Origin of the sequence: Castellaniella sp. MT123 (genome assembly GCF_039614765.1) — a bacterium.
Lineage (GTDB): Bacteria > Pseudomonadota > Gammaproteobacteria > Burkholderiales > Burkholderiaceae_B > Castellaniella.
Map to the genome: position 1 here is coordinate 300,352 of NZ_CP154879.1, position 17,143 is coordinate 317,494.

General features: G+C 63.2%; 13 protein-coding genes and 1 pseudogene. 3 read left to right on the plus strand and 11 right to left on the minus strand.

What is annotated here, in order from left to right; genetic code table 11:
• Positions 1–5: 5 nt before the first annotated feature.
• Positions 6–914 carry a LysR family transcriptional regulator gene (locus ABCV34_RS01420; protein ID WP_345797477.1) on the plus strand — a complete coding sequence of 303 codons (909 nt, stop codon included), beginning with the start codon at positions 6–8 and terminating at the stop codon, positions 912–914.
• A 169-nt stretch (positions 915–1,083) separates the two neighbouring features.
• Positions 1,084–1,506 carry a DoxX family protein gene (locus ABCV34_RS01425; protein WP_345797478.1) on the plus strand — a complete coding sequence of 141 codons (423 nt, stop codon included), beginning with the start codon at positions 1,084–1,086 and terminating at the stop codon, positions 1,504–1,506.
• Positions 1,507–1,530: 24 nt separating this feature from the next.
• On the opposite strand, the gene ABCV34_RS01430 is transcribed toward ABCV34_RS01425, so the two are convergent.
• From ABCV34_RS01430 to ppk2, 8 genes and pseudogenes are all read right to left on the minus strand, one after another.
• On the minus strand, positions 1,531–1,857 hold the full coding sequence (locus ABCV34_RS01430) for a metalloregulator ArsR/SmtB family transcription factor (protein WP_345797479.1): 327 nt from the start codon (positions 1,855–1,857) through the stop codon (positions 1,531–1,533).
• 125 nt (positions 1,858–1,982) lie between these two features.
• Positions 1,983–5,210, minus strand: coding sequence for an efflux RND transporter permease subunit (locus tag ABCV34_RS01435; protein ID WP_345797480.1), 3,228 nt, complete (start codon positions 5,208–5,210; stop codon positions 1,983–1,985).
• Positions 5,207–6,277 carry an efflux RND transporter periplasmic adaptor subunit gene (locus ABCV34_RS01440; protein ID WP_345797481.1) on the minus strand — a complete coding sequence of 357 codons (1,071 nt, stop codon included), beginning with the start codon at positions 6,275–6,277 and terminating at the stop codon, positions 5,207–5,209. Before ABCV34_RS01440 ends, ABCV34_RS01435 begins: the two co-directional genes overlap by 4 nt.
• A gap of 21 nt (positions 6,278–6,298) precedes the next feature.
• Positions 6,299–6,505, minus strand: a complete 207-nt coding sequence (locus ABCV34_RS01445) for a DUF2892 domain-containing protein (RefSeq protein WP_345797482.1) — start codon at positions 6,503–6,505, stop codon at positions 6,299–6,301.
• 62 nt (positions 6,506–6,567) lie between these two features.
• On the minus strand, positions 6,568–7,875 hold the full coding sequence (locus ABCV34_RS01450) for an FAD/NAD(P)-binding oxidoreductase (protein ID WP_345797483.1): 1,308 nt from the start codon (positions 7,873–7,875) through the stop codon (positions 6,568–6,570).
• Positions 7,876–8,012: 137 nt separating this feature from the next.
• Positions 8,013–9,437, minus strand: coding sequence for a Cu(+)/Ag(+) sensor histidine kinase (locus tag ABCV34_RS01455; protein ID WP_345797484.1), 1,425 nt, complete (start codon positions 9,435–9,437; stop codon positions 8,013–8,015).
• Positions 9,434–10,027: pseudogene (locus ABCV34_RS01460) on the minus strand (heavy metal response regulator transcription factor); the annotation flags it as partial. The pseudogene ABCV34_RS01460 and the gene ABCV34_RS01455, both read right to left, overlap by 4 nt.
• A 17-nt stretch (positions 10,028–10,044) precedes the next feature.
• Positions 10,045–10,890 (minus strand): polyphosphate kinase 2, encoded by an 846-nt coding sequence (ppk2, locus tag ABCV34_RS01465; RefSeq protein ID WP_345797485.1) that lies wholly within the window; start codon positions 10,888–10,890, stop codon positions 10,045–10,047.
• A 205-nt stretch (positions 10,891–11,095) separates the two neighbouring features.
• On the opposite strand from ppk2, the gene ABCV34_RS01470 reads away from it, so the two are divergent.
• Positions 11,096–11,482, plus strand: a complete 387-nt coding sequence (locus ABCV34_RS01470) for a hypothetical protein (RefSeq protein ID WP_345797487.1) — start codon at positions 11,096–11,098, stop codon at positions 11,480–11,482.
• Positions 11,483–11,509: 27 nt separating this feature from the next.
• Here ABCV34_RS01470 and ABCV34_RS01475 read toward each other — a convergent pair whose 3' ends face one another.
• The 3 genes from ABCV34_RS01475 to ABCV34_RS01485 form a co-directional block, all read right to left on the minus strand.
• Complete coding sequence (locus tag ABCV34_RS01475) at positions 11,510–14,953, minus strand: DUF748 domain-containing protein (protein ID WP_345797488.1); 3,444 nt, start codon at positions 14,951–14,953, stop codon at positions 11,510–11,512.
• Positions 14,954–15,100: 147 nt separating this feature from the next.
• Positions 15,101–16,465 (minus strand): potassium transporter TrkG, encoded by a 1,365-nt coding sequence (locus ABCV34_RS01480; RefSeq protein WP_345797490.1) that lies wholly within the window; start codon positions 16,463–16,465, stop codon positions 15,101–15,103.
• Positions 16,466–17,122 (minus strand): TrkA family potassium uptake protein, encoded by a 657-nt coding sequence (locus tag ABCV34_RS01485; protein ID WP_345797491.1) that lies wholly within the window; start codon positions 17,120–17,122, stop codon positions 16,466–16,468. It abuts the gene before it with no gap.
• Positions 17,123–17,143: the final 21 nt, after the last annotated feature.

Below are 17,143 nucleotides of genomic sequence, written 5' to 3' on the forward strand. Positions count from 1 at the left end.
AGACTATGGACATTCTGCAAGCCATGAGGACGTTTACCGCCGTGGTGGATGCCGGCAGTTTCGTGCGCGCCATGGACGCGACCGGTTTTTCGAAGCCCGCCGTCTCGCGCCAGGTGGCGGAGCTGGAAGCGTATCTGGGCGCGCGCTTGCTGCAGCGGACGACGCGCCGTCTGTCGCTCACCGATGAAGGGCTCACTTACTACCAGCGCAGCAAGGACATCCTGCAGGCCGTGGAAGAAGCCAGTGCCGAGGTCGGCGCCACCACTGCGCAGGCGCAAGGCCGCCTGCGCATCGGTGCGCCGCAGACTCTTGGGGCGCAGTACCTGGCGCCGCTGTGGGGCCACTTCCTGGCGGACAATCCCCTGGTCACGCTGGACGTCGTGCTGTCGGATCGCGTCGTCGACCTCGTCGAGGAGGGCTACGATCTGGTGGTGCGCATCGGGCGGCTGACGGATTCCAACCTGGTCAGCCGCTCACTAGCCCGTTCGCGTGTGGTGCTTTGCGCTTCCCCCGATTATCTGGCGCAACGCGGCAAGCCGGCGCATCCGCATGAACTGATGCTGCACGAAGTGATTTCCTACAGCTACTGGTCGTCCGGTGATGAATGGCACTTCACCGGGCCTGCGGGGGCGGTGGCAGTGCGGGTGCGCTCGCGCCTTCATGCCAACAACGGTGATACCTGCCGGGCTGCGGCGCTGGCCGGTCATGGGGTAATCCTGCAGCCGGATTTCCTGATCCACGAGGATTTGCGCAGCGGCAGGCTCGTCGAGCTGATGCCGGACTATCGTGCTCCCGAACTGGATATCCAGGCGCTGTACCCGACGCGCAAGCAACTGCCGCTCAAAGTCCGAAAGCTGCTGGATTTCCTGGTGGACGCATTGCGCGATCCTCCGTGGTCTTCCAGCCGACCCTAAGCGCATGTCGGGTATTGTCTATCCACATAAGACAATGAATCTATTGCCGGAGGGTTTATTGACAGACGGTGCGCGGATACAGTGTCAAGCAGAACTTGCTGGCCATCATGGCCGGCTTGGGGGTTCTTCATGAACCTGATCGTCAACTCCAACCCATGAGACTATCAAAATGGCACACTCTACCAACTCTGCTGTTGCCGATACCGCGCCTTATGCAGCCTTGCTGCTTCGCCTGGCAATCGGTGTCATGTTCCTCGCGCACGGCCTGACCAAGCTGTTCGTCTTTACGCCGGCAGGTACGGCGCAGTTCTTCTCCAGTGTCGGATTCCCCGGATTCCTGGCATATCCGGTGATGGCATTCGAGATCATAGGCGGCGCCCTGCTCATTCTGGGGGTCCTGTCGCGCTGGATCGCCGCGTTGGCCGCCATCGAACTGTTTGTGGCGTCCACGGTGCACTGGGGCAATGGCTGGCAGTTCGCCGCGCCCAACGGAGGTGGCTGGGAATATCCGGTATTCCTGGCGGTCGCCGCCGCAGCTCTGGCGCTGCTGGGGGACGGGGCTTACGCGATAAAGTCGTCCTCGCGCAAATAAGCCGTCTCGGGCAGTAATTTCCCGTTACCGGGAGCAGTAGATGCGATGCAACGTCGCGACCACTTGTTCCGCCGGACCGGGCCGCAGGGAATACCACATGGTCTGCGCTTCTCTGCGTGCCACGACAAGCCCGTCGTTTCTGAGCTTGGCGAGATGCTGCGACAGTGCGGACTGGCTTAGCGCCGGAAGGTGGCTGTGTATGCTGCCGACGGTGCGCTCGCCCTCGGTGAGCAAGCACAGAACCCGCAGACGGCGAGGATTCGCCAGTGCCCGCAGCAGGGCTGCGGCTTCGTCCGCATGCTCGTCCAGTCCCGATGCGTCAAGATCCAGAATTTTTTCCAATGTATCCATGTCCCGCCTATGTGGCCCGGAAGAAGAGGGCTTTGCCCCGCCCGCCTTCGGCTGCGCGGATGCCCGATCGACGCCTCGATCAGGACGCGTCGCATGGGGCGGGTTGCGCGTATCTGGGATCACGATCAGGCCATTCGGTTCGATGCGTCGCTGCGGTTCAGCCAGGCGAAATACAGCAACGGGATGATCAGAAGGGTCAGAAGGGTGGAGACCAGGATTCCGAAGACCAGCGATACCGCCAGCCCTTGAAAAATGGGATCGCCCAGAATGAAAAAGCCGCCGATCATGGCTGCAAAGGCGGTCAGCATGATCGGCTTGGCGCGCACGGCGGCCGCATCGACAACGGCTTGAGCCAATGGTGTGCCTTTGGCCAGGGACAGGTCGATGAAATCGATCAGCAGAATCGAATTGCGCACGATGATGCCGGCCAGGGCGATCATCCCGATCATCGACGTCGCGGTGAACTGCGCGCCCATCAAGGCATGACCGGGCATGACGCCGATGATGGTCAGCGGGATCGGCGCCATGATGATCAGGGGCAGCATGTAGCGCCTGAAATGCCCGACGACCAGCAGGTAGATCAGCACCAGCCCCGCGGCATAGGCGATGCCCATGTCGCGGAAGGTCTCGTAGGTGATCTGCCATTCGCCGTCCCATTTCACGGTGTAGGCGGTTGGATCGTCCGGCGGACTGACGAAGGTCTGCGCCAGCGTGTGGCCATCGATTTTTTCCTGGCGCAATGTCGATACCATGGAAAACATACCGTACAACGGGCTGTCCGTGCTGCCCGCATCGTCGGCGATGACGTAGGTGTAAGGTTGCAAGTCCTTGTGGTAGATCGCTTTTTCACCCGCTGCTGGTTGCGGCCTGACGACGGCGGCCAGAGGCACCAGGGCCCCGGTGCTGGTGCGTAGGCGCAGGGCCAGCAAGGCATCGAGTTCCGCCTGATCGCCTGCGGCCAGCCGCAGCCGGATCGGGACGGCCTGGCGCGTATGGCCATTCATCAGATAGGTGGCGTCAGCGCCGGTCTGCGACGAGCGGATTGCCTGCACGATATCGGCCTGGTCCAGTCCGAGGCGGCTGGCGCGGGTGCGGTCGACCGCGAGAATGGTCCGTGCCGAATCGGCTTCGACGCTGGTGTCGATATCCACCAGATCCGGTTCGCTCTGGAACTTGGTGCTTAGGTCGCGGGCAAGCGTCCGCAGCGTGGTGTAGCGGGGACCATAGATTTCGGCAACGATCGGGGACAGGACGGGGGGGCCCGGCGGCACCTCCACGACCTTGACCGAGGCGCCATACCGGGCGCCGATCCGGGCCAGCATGGGCCGGACCGCCCGTGCAATCGCATGGCTTTGGCGCGAGCGATCGCCCTTGTCCACCAGGTTGACCTGCAGATCCCCGACGACGGGGCCGCTGCGCAAGTAGTACTGGCGCACCAGCCCGTTGAATGTCACCGGCGCACTGGTGCCCGCGTAGCCCTGATAGTTCAGGACCTCGGGGACGCCGTTCAGTGCCTGGCCCATCTGAACCAGCAATTGATTCGTGGTCTGCAGCGTGCTGCCTTCGGGCATGTCGACCACGACCTGGAATTCGGATTTATTGTCGAATGGCAGCATCTTCATGGTCACCGCCTTCACGGCGACCAGGCCGATGGCGGTGAGCACTAGCAGGCCCATGGCGCCAAACAGCAGCACGCGTCGGCGCGCGGCATGCTGCCCTTCAAGAAAAGGCGTCATCACGCGCTTGAATATCCGTGGCAGACGGTCTTCGTGCTGGATTTCCGCAGGTGCCGGCGCAGCGGGGGTGTCGTGTCGCCGCAGCAGCCTGAGCGAGAGCCAAGGCGTTGCGATCAGTGCCACGACCAGCGACAGCAGCATGCCCGCCGAGGCATTGATGGGAATCGGACGCATGTAGGGGCCCATCAGGCCCGAGACGAACGCCATGGGCAGCAGGGCGGCAATGACCGTCAAGGTGGCAAGAATGGTCGGCCCGCCGACTTCGGAGACGGCCTCCGGGATGACTTCGATCAGCTTGTGCCCGCCCAGTGCCATGTGGCGATGGATGTTTTCCACCACCACGATGGCGTCGTCCACCAGAATCCCGATGGAAAAGATCAGGGCGAACAGCGACACCCGGTTCACGGTGAACCCCATCGCCCAGGATGCGAACAGCGTGAGCATCAGCGTGATGATCACGGCGCTGCCGACCACGATAGCCTCGCGCCAGCCTAGCGTCAGCAGGACCAGCGCCACAACCGACAGGGTTGCCAGAAACAAGTGACTCAGCAGGCTTTCGGCCTTGTCGGTGGAGGTCTGGCCGTAATCCCGCGTGACGGCGACATGAACCCCTGACGGAATGTCGATCCCCTGGAGGGTATCGATCTGTTGGCGGACCGCCTGGGTGATGTCGGCGGCATTGGTGCCGGACAGTTTCGTGATGGCCAGCGTCAGGGCGGGTGCCATACCCGTTGTGGGGCCACCCCGGCCCGGCGGCGTCCCGAACCAGGCATAGCGCTCGGGATCGTCCGCGCCGTGCCTGAGGGTTGCGACGTCGGACAGAAGGACGGGCCGGCCCTTTTGGGTGCCAATGACGAGACCGGCAAGGTCGCTCTCGACAAGATGCGTTCCGGCTGTCAGGGGGATATCGTGATTGTCCGCAACACGGCTGCCCGCCTGTGCCACGACGTTGGCGGACTGCAGTGCCCGGATCAGGTCGGCGAGCGTCAGTCCGTGAGCGGACAACTTCGCCGGGTCGAACTGCAGGACGGTTGCCCGGTCGGGGGTGCCGATCGTGTAGACGTCGCGGGTGCCGGGGATGCTTTTGATGCGCGATTCGAGCGTGTGGGCGACCGCGGTGAGATCCACAGGGCCGAGCCCCGGATCGTCGGTCCACAGGGTCAGGGCCATGATCGGGACATCATCGATACCCATGGCGTGGATCAGCGGCTGGCCCACCCCCAAGCCGGCGGGCCAGAGATCACGGTTCTGGGCGACCTGATTGTGGAGACGCACCAAGGCGGTCTGCCGTGGCACACCCACCTGGAATTCCACCGTCAGCAGGGCGCCCCCGGGCCGGCTGACGGAATAGACGTGCTTGATCCCCTGCATGCCGGCCAGGCGTTGTTCCAACGGGGCGGCGACGAGGTTTTCGACGTCGCGCTCGTTGGCGCCGGGGAATGGCACCGTGATGTTCGCCATCGTGACGTCGATCTGCGGCTCTTCTTCGCGGGGCGTGATGAGGAGCGCCGCCAGGCCGAGCAGCAGGGCGGCGACGGCCAGAATCGGCGTCAGGGGATGATTCTGGAAGACGCGGGCGACCCGGCCGGCGAAACTCAGCGGTGAAGCAGCGGTCACGGGTGCGGCCCCCCGGCAGCCTGTCTGCGAGCGAGATATTGTGCGGCGGCCGTGGTGTCCGTCACGATGGTTTCACCGGCCTGCAGACCGGCCAGCACCTCGATCCCGATGCGCGATTCGCGGCCCAGGCGCACCTGACGCAGACTCAAGTCCTGGTCCGGCCCAAGGACGTATACGCCCGTGAGTTCGCCTCGGCTGACGACGGCGCTGGCCGGCACGAGAAGCCGTGGCTTGCCTGGGGTCGAGAACGCGACGGGGACGGTCATCCCGGGATAGAGATTTTTGACCCCGTCGGGCAAATCGACGCGAATATGGAAGGTGTGACTCGCGGGGTCCGCATAGGGGAGGATTGTAATCCGGTGGCTGGTGATTTCCGGCGCCCCGTCAAGCTGGATCGTGGCTTCGTTCGATGCGCGAATCGCGGCCGCCGCGCTTTGAGGAACGACCGCGTCCACTCGTAGGGAATCCAGGTCTGCGATGGATAACAGCGGCTGCGGCTCGGGGGGGCCGGATTGCACGGCCTGGCCGGCCCGCACGAATCGGCGCAGGACGATGCCATCGAACGGCGCCTTGATCACGGTATAGCCGACCTGTTGTTCCGCATTGCGGACGGCGGCCTGGGCGGCGTCCAGGGCGGCGCTGCTCGTATCGCGACGGGCAATCGCGGTATCGAGCTGGGCATGGGATCCGGCGTGCTGCTTGAAGAGTTCATCCGCGCGTCTCCATTGGATCCCGGCGTCGCGGAATTCGGCCTGGGCGGCGGTGAGCCGGGCCCGTGCGCTGCGCAGATCCGCTTGTTGTTCGACGTCGCTCAGGCGTGCCAGCACCGAGCCCCGGGTGAACGAGTCGCCGGCCTCGAAGGGAAGTTCGAGCACTTTCGCCTGGGTTTGCGCTGCGATCGTGGTGTCTCTGATGGCCTCGACGACACCGTCCCACACCTGGTGGCCCGCTGGTGAAGCAAGTTCGACAGTACGGGTCGGCAGCGGGGGGGGCGATGGTTGAGCGACGCACAGGGATGCCAGAGGGGCCAGGGTCAGCAGCAACAGGCAGCGTGAAATTGCGAGCATGGGATATCCGCGCCTGAAATGTCAGGATGGAAATGCGCAGCCCGGTTTCAGGCCGATTTTTTTCAGGATTTTGGCCAGTGGGCAGAACCCGGTGAAGGCCGACTGGAACAGATTCAGGCCGACGAAGGCCGTCAGCCAGAACCAATAGGGCGATACGTAATGGCCCAGCGCCAGGCTGATCAGGATCACGGCGCCTGCAAAGGCCATGACTGCGCGTTCGATTGTCATAAGGATTCTCCAGGAAGGTACTTGGTGTGGCGGTGGGCCCCGAAGGGCCCTGTCCGCGGTTTTTAACGGTGTTGTTGGTCTGGCTGATCCGCGTCTTCGGGGGTCAGGCGTTCGATGCCGAGTGCTCGCATGATGTATTTCTCGTAGATGGGTTCCCCCTGGCCCTTGCGGATCTTTCGCAGGAAGTATTTCTCGTAGATCTCCTTGGCCTGATGGACCCACTTTCCTGTCATGGTCTTGGTGACATTGCGTGGCGGGATCTGTGGCAGGGCGATGAAGGCGAAACCCGTGTCGCCCATGTCAGCCAGGCAGACCGCGTTCCAGGTGGCTCGGGCGTGCACCGGCTTGCCGGCGATGGTGTCGCGCAGATTCTGTGCGATGGCGCTGACCATGGACTCGATCATCAGTCCCGTCTTCGGCACGCCGATGGGTACGGGGGTCGCCTCCAGCGGCGGTATCGCGACGCAGACGCCGGCGGCGTAGATATTGGGAAAGGCGGGGTTGCGCTGGTGGGCGTCGATCAGCACGAATCCCCCCGGATTGACCAGACCCTCGATGCCTTTGACGGCATCGACTCCGGCAAAGGACGGCAGCAGCATCGAATAGCTGAACGGCAAGTCGTGCTTTTGATGAACCGTGCCGTGCTCGTCGATTTCCTCGGCGTGGATGATGCCCGGTTCCACAGAGGTCACCCGCGCGTTCGTAACCCATTTGATGTGGCGCTTGCGCAGCTCGGATTCGAGCAATGCTTTTGAGTCGCCGACGCCGCCAAGGCCCATGTGACCGATGTACGGTTCGGATGTCACGAAGGTCATCGGCACCAGATGGCGGATTTTGCGGCGCCGGAGATCGGTGTCGAGAATCATGGCGTATTCGTATGCCGGTCCGAAGCAGCTGGCCTGCTGGACCGCCCCTACGACCACCGGCCCTGGATGTTTCAGAAATTCCTGATAGGCCAGCCAGGCTTGATGCGCGTGCGGCCCTGTGCAGACCGATTGCACGGCCCGGCTGTCGGGAGCGCTGCCGGCTATCCGCTCGAATGCCAGGCGCGGCCCGGTTGCGATGACCAGATAGTCGTAGTCCAGGGTGCGGCCGTCGCTGAGGGTGACCTGGTTGTTTTCCGGAGATACCCGGGTCGCCTGGGAATTGATGAATTCGATTCCGCGTCCCGCCAACGGCTGGGTGACATCCACCCGGATGTCGTCGAGCGCCCGCCAGCCGACCGCTACCCAGGGATTCGACGGCGTGAAGTTGAAATGAGATCCCTCACCGACGACTGTCACCGTATGGTCCTTGCCCAGGGTGTCGCGTATTTCATATGCAGCCGACATGCCGCCGATGCCGGTGCCCAGTATGACGATGCTACTCATGGATGTCTCCTTCCCCGCTTGCGCTCTGAACCGTCCTCCGCCCCGGTTTCCGCAGGGGGCGGGTGACGAGATAGATCATCATTTAGTAAAGGCTAATTTAGATTTTTCTAATTTAGCATAAACCGGACCGGTGGTGGCTACCTTGAGGGGTCGCAGGGCACGAGCGGGACGGACAATTCAAATACCGTGGCTTCAGGGGTCGATTGGACGCCGATCGTGCCGCCATGGGCTTCGATGACCGATTTTGCGATGGCCAACCCCAGGCCCGCCCCTTCGCCTTTATGCTGCCGTGACGCATCGACGCGGTAGAACCGGTCGAAAATGCGCGGCAGGTGCTCTGTGGGGATGGCGATACCGGGGTTTGAGATCCGCACCGTGACGACATTCTTTGTCGACGAAATGCCGACAGTGACGCGGTGCGCCGGGGGGGTGTATCGAATGGCGTTGGATAGCAAATTGCTTAAGGCGCGACGGATCATCAGGGTGTCGCCGAGGGTGCATGCCGGATCTCCGGTCATTTCCAGGCCGACTCCGCGTTCTTCCGCCCAGGCGCCGAAATAGTCGAAGAGGATCTGGATCTCGGTGGCAAGGTCGATGGTGACCAGCTCGGGTTTCAGCAGTTTGTTGTCGGCCTGGGCCAGAAACAGCATATCGCCGACCATCTTTGCCATGCGCTCGTATTCTTCGAGATTCGAGTAGAGGATCTCGCGATATTGCTCGATGTCGCGCGGCTGAGAGAGTGCGACTTCCGTCTGAGTCTTCAGGTTCGTGATCGGTGTGCGCAATTCGTGGGCAATGTCGCCCGAAAAATCCGACAGGCGTTGGATGAGTGCTTCCAGTCGCCCGATCATGTCATTGAAGGCGGAAACCAGTTCCACCAGTTCGGCCGGTACCGTCCGCAGTTCCAGGCGGACGTGCAACTGGTCCGTCCTGATTTTCCGGATTTTCCAGCTGATGCGCCGAATGGGGGCGTGCCCCTGGTAGACCGCGATCCATGTCGCCAGAATCGCGACCAGGCAGGCAACGGCGGTGAGGATCCAGAGATAGGTGTGGAAACGCTGCAGATAGTGCAGATGGAAGTCGATACTGGTGGCGATGGTCACGATCAGTGGCTCCGCGCCAGGCTCGGTTTGAGGGGCGATCAGAACCGAGGCTGCCCGTAAGGTTTCGGCACCCGCGGCCCAGAGACTTGCATTGTTTGCGGTGATCTGCCCGACGGGCTGGGCGATCTTCGCGAATCCGCTCAGGTCGGCGTCTGGCGTTGCATAGAGCAGGCGCCCATCCACCGTGGATATCTGAAACTGGGTATTGTGGTGGCCGGATACCGCGCTGGCCAGCCGCTGTTGCAGCGCATCTGGCGGGATGCCGGGCGGCAGCGTGGCAAGGGTGTGTTTTAGAGCCTGGACGACGATGTTGAGTTCATCGACGTCCTGCTGGACGAAGTGGTTGTTGATGGATCGTTGGACGATCCATCCAAACGCCAGCAGCACGATGGTGATGACCACCCCGATGGAGACGGTCAGCCGTACTGCGAGGGACGCAGGGCGCCTGTCCAGGCTCATTCCGGCGCCATCGCGTCGAGCATGTATCCCATGCCACGGATCGTGTGGATGAGCTTGGGCTCGAAATCATCGTCGATTTTGGCTCGAAGCCGCCGGATGGCGACGTCGATGACGTTCGTGTCGCTGTCGAAGTTCATGTCCCAGATCTGCGATGCAATGAGCGAACGGGGCAGCACCTCGCCCTGGCGGCGCACCAGAAGCTCCAGCAGTGCGAATTCCTTGTTGGTCAGGCTGATGCGTTTGTCTTGGCGTTGAACGCGGCGGCGTGGGATGTCGAGAACCAGGTCCGCGACGTGCAGTTGATGGCCCAGGCTCGGGGCGTTGCCGCGTCGCAGCAGGGTGCGCACGCGCGCCAGCAGTTCCGAGAAGGCAAACGGCTTGACCAGATAGTCGTCCGCGCCCAGTTCCAGTCCTTTGACGCGGTCCTCCACGCTGTCTCTTGCGGTCAGAAAGAGGACGGGCACGGCCGATTTCGCTTCGCGCAGGGCCCGCACGATGTGCCAGCCATCGACGTCGGGCAGCATCACGTCCAGGATGATCAGGTCGTAAGAGCCCGTGAGCGCCAGGTGGTGGCCGTCCAGACCCGTACGGGTATGTGCTTCGGTTGTCAAGGGGCCAGGCGGCCCGCCTTGAGGCGGTCCGGCGAGAACTCGAACACGATGTCGGGATCGGGACGCACAAGCTTGTTCTTCTTGCCCGCGTAGTGCAGTCGCGACAGGATGTCGCGCATCAGGTTGAGCCGTGCAAGTCGTTTGTCGTCGGCGCGCACGACGTGCCAGGGGGCCACCGCGTTGTGCGTGCGCATCAGCATCTCGTCCCGTGCTTGCGAGTAGGCCCTCCAGTGCTTCACAGCGACGGCGTCGATCGGGCTCGATTTCCACTGTTTCAGCGGGTCGCGACGCCGATCGCGCAGGCGCTTGATCTGTTCATCCTTGCCGATGTCCAGATAATACTTGAGCAGCTTGATGCCCGAGCCGACGAGCATCGCCTCGAAGCTGGGGACCGACTGCATGAATTCCTCGTGCTCGTCGGGCGTACAGAAACCCATCACGTGTTCGACTCCCGCGCGGTTGTACCAACTGCGGTTGAACAGCACGAGTTCCTCAGCCACCGGCAGGTGCGGCACGTAGCGCTGGAAGTACCAGGCACTGCGCTCGCGGTCGGACGGTTTGCCCAGTGCCACGACGCGGGTCTCGCGAGGGCTGAGGTTCTCGACGATGCGCTTGATGCTGCCATCCTTGCCCGCTGCGTCGCGGCCTTCGAGGAGGATGAGGATACGGTCATGGCACTCGATGAAGTGACGCTGCAGCTTCACAAGTTCGATTTGCAGCAGGCGCAACTGAGCCTCGTATTCGTCCCGGCCGAGTGCCTGAGCAGCGGCGGCATCGTCCTCGTGCCGACGGGGTTGCGCGACGTCGGTACGAATTGCCTTGTCCTTCTTGGTCTTTGTCATGCGTTTCTCCGTCAGGTGGGTGGAATCGGTTGCCCGGCCGGGTTGGCATTGGCGTGCCGTTTGATGACACTACTGTAAGGCGTGCGCAGCGAGCAAAATGGGTTCAGTATTGTCATGCTTGTTCTCGCGGTGATCGTGCTCATCCGATATATTTTCAAGCAGTGAAGGTCGTTTGCAGGCTTTGTTTGATAACCAGGAGCTATCGATGAATACCAAGATGATTGTGATTGCGTCCTTTGCCGCGCTGGCGATCGGCGCAGGTGCGCCCAGTGTCGCTGCGACAGATGCCCCGGCCCAGGCCGGTGGCCCCGGCATGATGCAGCAGGGGCAGGCCGGCAGTGGCGTTCCTCCGATGATGCGGGGGGGCGGCTCGTGGGGCATGATGGACGGCCAGCAAGGCGGCATGAGAAGCGGTCAGTGGATGCGGGGTGGCATGATGGGCGGCGGCATGATGAATGCGTGCCCGGCCATGGACGGTGCGGGCCTGGATCCCAAGACGATGATGCAGATGCGCGGCGAAATGATGCGGGCGATGGGTGACATCCTGGTCAAATATGCCGACAAGATCCAGCCGCCCGCAGCGAAACCGTAACGGAAGCGATGCGCCCGTCCTGGCTGGCTAATGCAGGGCAAAGTCCACGCTCGTCGCTGAACCGCCGTCATTGGCGTCCGCCGCGCCGATCTTGGGCGCCACGATGAAGATCCGGTCGGTCAGGTCCTGGGCGGTCGTCAAAAGCTGTTCGTATACGGCCTGAGCGCGTGCCTCGGCGAGTGCGTCCAGGGCCTGTTTGCCCACAGGAGCCGCCGCCAGCAGCAGGGTGTTCATCTGTTCGGGCGGCAGCGATTTGGCGAAACCTATGGCGTTGCGCGGCTTGTCCTTGATCTTGGTGTTGCTGTAGACCTTTTCCAGGTATTTGGCGCGGTCGGCATCGGTTAGCGAGACGCTTCCCGGATCCGTTTTTTTGCCGCGGCCGGAGGTGTCCCGCGCCTTGGCCGCGCGCATCTGATCGTCCACCCAGGCTTGGCGCAGGCCTTCCTCGTCGGCTTGCGGGTCGGCACGCCCGATGATGTCCATTTTCAGCGAGGGGCGGTCGGATAGCGCCTTGACCAGGGTGGCGATGTTGGACTTGGCCGTGTCATCCAGCGTGGCGCTGCCCGGTGCGAAGTCGACGCGCGACAGGTCTTCGCTGCCGCCGCCAAAGGCGGAGGCCAGCAACTTGAAGGGCGCGGTGACCGCCTTGGCCAGCGTGTTCAGGATGACCCTTACGATGATGCCGCCGACCGAGAACTGCGGGTCGTCCAGCGATCCGGAGATCGGCAGGTTGATGTCGATGTTGCCGCTGGAGTCCTTCAGCAGGGCGACGGCCAGCAGCACCGGAAGTTTGATCGCGTCGGGACTGCCGGATGGCTTGCCGAAGGTGAGCTGGTTGAGCAGGACCTTGTTGCTGGCCTGCAAGGCCCGGTTCTTGATCTGGTACTGCAGATCGACCGACAGCTTGCCGCGTTCAATCGCGTAGCCGACGTATTTGGACGAATACGTGGTGAAACGGGGCAGGTCCACGCCTTTGGCGGATGCCTTGAGATCCAGCGCCAGGTAGCGCGAGAAGGGCTGCACCGTGCCCGAGATCGTCAAGGGGGCCGTACCATACACGCGGCCCGAGACGCGGACCTTGGCCGGCGTGGGCCGGGTCGAGGAGACGGCGGTCAGGGTGCCGTCGATGGATGACAGCTCGGCGCGGTAATTGGGCCGGACGAAATGGTCGTTGAACGTCACGCGGCCACGCCGGAGCGTGATGCTGGCGATCGAGATGTCGGGTCCGGCGCTGACCTGCCGGACAGCGGATTTCCCCTGTTTACCCTCGTGGCCCCGGCGGGTCTGCGTGTTCTGCGTGATGGATCCGGCGGCCTGGCCCTTGTCCACCAGGACGTCCATGACGTTCAGGCGGGCGTTGCTGCTGAGCAGGATATTGCCGTAGAAATTGTCCAGCAGGATGTGACCCAGTCCCAGGACGAGCCGCGATCCCGACATCGAGACCTGCATGTCATTGAGGCCCAAGTGTTTCCAGTTGAGGAATGGCGCCTTGTTGACGCGGTCCTGGAAGTCGAAATCGTTGACCTGAATCGCGCCGCGCCAGTCCGCCTGTATGGGTTTGTTCTGCGCCAGCGTGACTGCGGCGTTGCCGTGCGCACCCAGGGACAGGCTGCGAACCGTCGCGTTCAGACGGGAGGCGAAATAGGGTGCCAGGGAGGCTGCGTCGAACTTGCCCAGATCGACCGAGGTCTTCAGCGACAGCGGCTGCACAGTCAGGGAGCCCTTGAGCGCGAGCGTGCCATGCTTTTGGACGCCGTTGGCCTGCAGGGTGAAGTTCGTCGGTTTGGCGTCCAGGGCCAGACGGTCGGCGACCAGATCCAGTGTGCCGATGGATAACGGCACACTCGGTTTGACGGAGTCGTCGCGTGCGGCGAACTGCCGCAGGCCCAGTTTCACGTCGCGGGCTTCGACCCGGGAGTCCGCCACCTCGACCTTGCCTTCCAGGGTGAGGCGGCCATCCTGCAGCGTCACAGGGGCAAAATGGCGGATTGCCGCTGCGAATGGTGCCAACGTCAGCTTGTCCAGCCGCACCTGGGCGTGGATCGAGAGGGGCTGCAGGACGATGGGCGCCTGGACCTGCAGTGAACTGCCGTCGGCCTGATTGCCCATGCTCAGCTGTGCGAGCATGGGCTGATCGGCGTTCTGTGGCAGAGTGATGTGCCGGATCTCGGCGCCCAGGCCATTGAGCGTGTGATCCAGGCCGATCGGCTCGTCATGCAGATGCGCCTGGCCTGCATCCAGCCGGAAGGTGTCGATGGCGATTTTCCAGCCGGGCGCCGCGGGGCTGGGCGCTTCCGGCTGCGCGGAAGCCGGAGTGGCCGGTGCGGCGGGTGATCCGCTGGCCGGGTTGGTCGAGGTCCGGGTGGGTGTCGGTTCGGTGGGCTTTTCCGGGGGGTGGCCCGGACCGGCCAATTTGGCGAAGCCATTGGCCACGCGCTGCCAGTTCAGCTGATGCGCGTCCCGGTGCGCTTCCACGTGCGGTTTTTCCAGGGTGATGGCACCGATGGAAACCGTCCGCGCGGTCACGTCGGCCGCCAGCCCATCGACCTTCAGGCCATCCCAGGTCAGAAGCGGCGATCCTGAAGACTCGGTCACATCCAGCTGGCGCAGGCCCGCGTCACCCTGGACCTGGATGGTCGGTGCGGTGTTCGGGGGCAGTTCGAGCAGGATTTTCAGCCTGGAATCGAGCTGGGCGCTCTTGAGCTGGACGGGCAAGGGCATGGGCCAGAAATCGGCCCATTTGTCGAGCGCCAGGCCATCGAGCGTCGCGTCCAGACTGAAGGTCGGGGTGGCGTCGAACGGACGTGCCGTGCCGGAAAGGTCGAAGGGGCTGCCGTTGATGCGCATGTGCATCGTGGGCTGCACGTCCGTCTTCCTGGCGAAACCCAGAGACGAAAGGGAAGGAATCGCCAGCGTCAGGTCATCGATCGTCTGCTGGCGACCGGTGACGTGATCGTCCAGACTGATGACGCCACCGGTCAGCGACAGATTGTTCAGGGAAAATCGCGGCACCCCTGTCGAGGCAGGCGTTCCGTTATCCGGGTGCCCGGCCGATGTGCTGGCAAACCGCTCGACGATGTCGGAAAAATTGAAATGCGTGGCGTCCTGGCGCGATAGGGCCACCTGGGGCTGAGCGATGCGGAGCCGGTCGAGCACCGGTGCGAACAGCACGATGGAGCGCCAGGCCACCCTCAGGTCGATCTCGTCGATTTTCAGGAGCGGCGCCGACTGGGGCTGAGCGATGACGAGGTTCTGCGCACTGAGCGCCAGGGTGAAGGGATTGAAGCGGATCTCGCCCACATCCACCTGGCGGCCCAGCAGTTCGGCGACGTTTTTGGTGAGTGCGTGGTGCACGGCCTTCGGGACCAGCCAGGCTGACAGCGCAGCCAGGACCAGCAGTGTGAGCGTGATGCCCGCCAGAATTCTGCGTGTTCGCCGGCTGAGTTTCAGGACTGGCATTCGCAAGTGCATGGCACGAACTCCCGTGTATGGCGTCATACGCCCCCGAACCGGCTTGTGCGTGTCAAAGTGGCGCCGTCCGTGGCTTTTCGCCCATTATCTCAGCCGGGTTCCAGCGCGTCCATTGGGAATGGATCTGTCGGGTTGGCAATGCAGCGTCTACCCGATCTGGATGCTCGCCTCGGGGTGACGCACGCGGCTTTGGTGTTGCTTGCCCAGGCTATAGACCAGAGTCAGGGGACCCAGGCGCCCGATGAACATCAGGACCATCAGCAGGACCTGGCTAGGCGGGCTGAGCCGTCGGGTCAGGTCCGGGCTGAGCCCCGTGGTGCTGAAGGCCGACATGATCTCGGTGACGATATCGATGAACGGCAGATCCTCGAGCAGGCTCATCAGGAAAATCCCCAGGCAGACCAGTGTCCCGGATACGACCAGCAGAGCCAGCGCTTTCTGGATGGTTTCCTGGGGCACCGTGCGGTACATGAGTACCACCTCTTTGCGCTGCAGGATGTAGGCTCGCACGGTTGCCAGCAGCACGAGAAAGGTCCCGAGCTTGATGCCGCTGGCGGTGGATAGCGATCCTCCGCCGATGAACATCAGAAGGGTCAGCAGGAAGCGGGAGCTGTCGCGCAGCTGGGCGACGTCCGTGGCGGCGAAGCCCGAAGTCCGGCTGCTGACGACCTGCGTCCAGGCCGCCAGGCCTTGCTGGGCGAGCGGCATCGGCCCCAGCGTGCCCGGGTTGCGTGCCTCGATCAACCAGAAGACCAGCAGTCCGGTCAGGTTCAGCAACGCAGTGCCGATCAGTATCAATCGGGAATAATAGGCGAGGGCTTTCCAGGCCCGGCTGTGGTACAGATCGGCCAGGACGCTGAAGCCCAGACCGCCCAGGATCATGCAGCCGGTGATCACGAAAATCGATACCGGATCGCGGGTCAGGCCGGCCAGACTGTCCGGAAAGAGGGTGACGCCCGCATTGTTGAAGGCGGAAACCGCATGGAATCCAGCCATCAGGAAGGCGCGCTTCAGTCCTTCGGGGTGCCACCACCACAGGGTCAGGACCAGGATTGCCGCAGCCTCGATGGCGACCGAGAACTTCAGTACCGTCAGGGCGGTGTGCCGGATCCGTTGGACGCTGGTCTGGTTGAAGGCTTCCAGGGCCAGGGCCTGGTATTTCAGGCTGACGCGCCGGCCCAGGGTCAAGGCGGCGATGATGGCAAAGGTCATGAAACCCACACCGCCGATCTGGATCAGGGCCAGGATGACCGCCTGGCCAAAGAACGTCAGGTCCTGGCTGGGGTCGATGACGGTCATGCCGGTTACCGTGACCGAAGACGTCGCCGTGAACAGGGCTTCGAACAGCCCGAAGGGGCGGCGCTGCGCAATCGGCAGGGACAGCAGGATCGTCCCCAGCGCAATGAGCGCCAGAAAGCTGCCTGCCAGTACGGCGGGTGGGCTTGCCTGCAGCTGGCCGGAATGTCTCAGGTGACGGTAGGCGTGGACGGGATGGACGGGAAAGCGGGCCATTCAGCGCAGTTTTGGCGCAGCGGTCTTGAGCTGCTGCAGAGGACCATAAAGGATCAGGGTGTCGTGGGGGCGCAGGATGAATGTGTGTTCGGGGTTGAGCGTCGTTTCGCCTTTGCGCCGGATGAGCAAGGCACGGATCAACCCTGGTGGGTTCGTGGTCAGAACGTCTCCGAGGGTGCGGCCGTCGAGCGGTTCGCTGGTTTCGATTTCGACGACAAAGTCGCCGTTACCCAGTGAAATGTAGTCATTGACCATCGGGTAGCTGAGCACCTGCGCGATCCGGACACCCATTTCTTCCTCGGGGTGAATGATGCGGGTGACGCCGAGTTTTGCCAGGATCAGGTGGTGGGCGCGTGACGATGATTTGACCCAGATGGCTTTCACGCCCAGGGTTTTGAGCTGGACGACGCAGACGAGACTGGCTTCGATATCCTCGCCGATGGCCACCAGCACGACGTCGTAATCCCCCAGGCCCAGTTCGCCCAGTGCGTCATGATCGGTGGCGTCGGCGATGGCTGCGCGCGTGATCTGGTCGGCGTATTTTTCCACCAGCCGGCTGTTGGAATCGATTCCCAGGACGGAGTGCCCGAGACGGGAGAGTTCCAGTGCGGTGGCGGCGCCGAAGCGCCCCAGGCCGATGATGGCGAATTGTCCCATGGGTCTTCTGTGCGGAGTCGG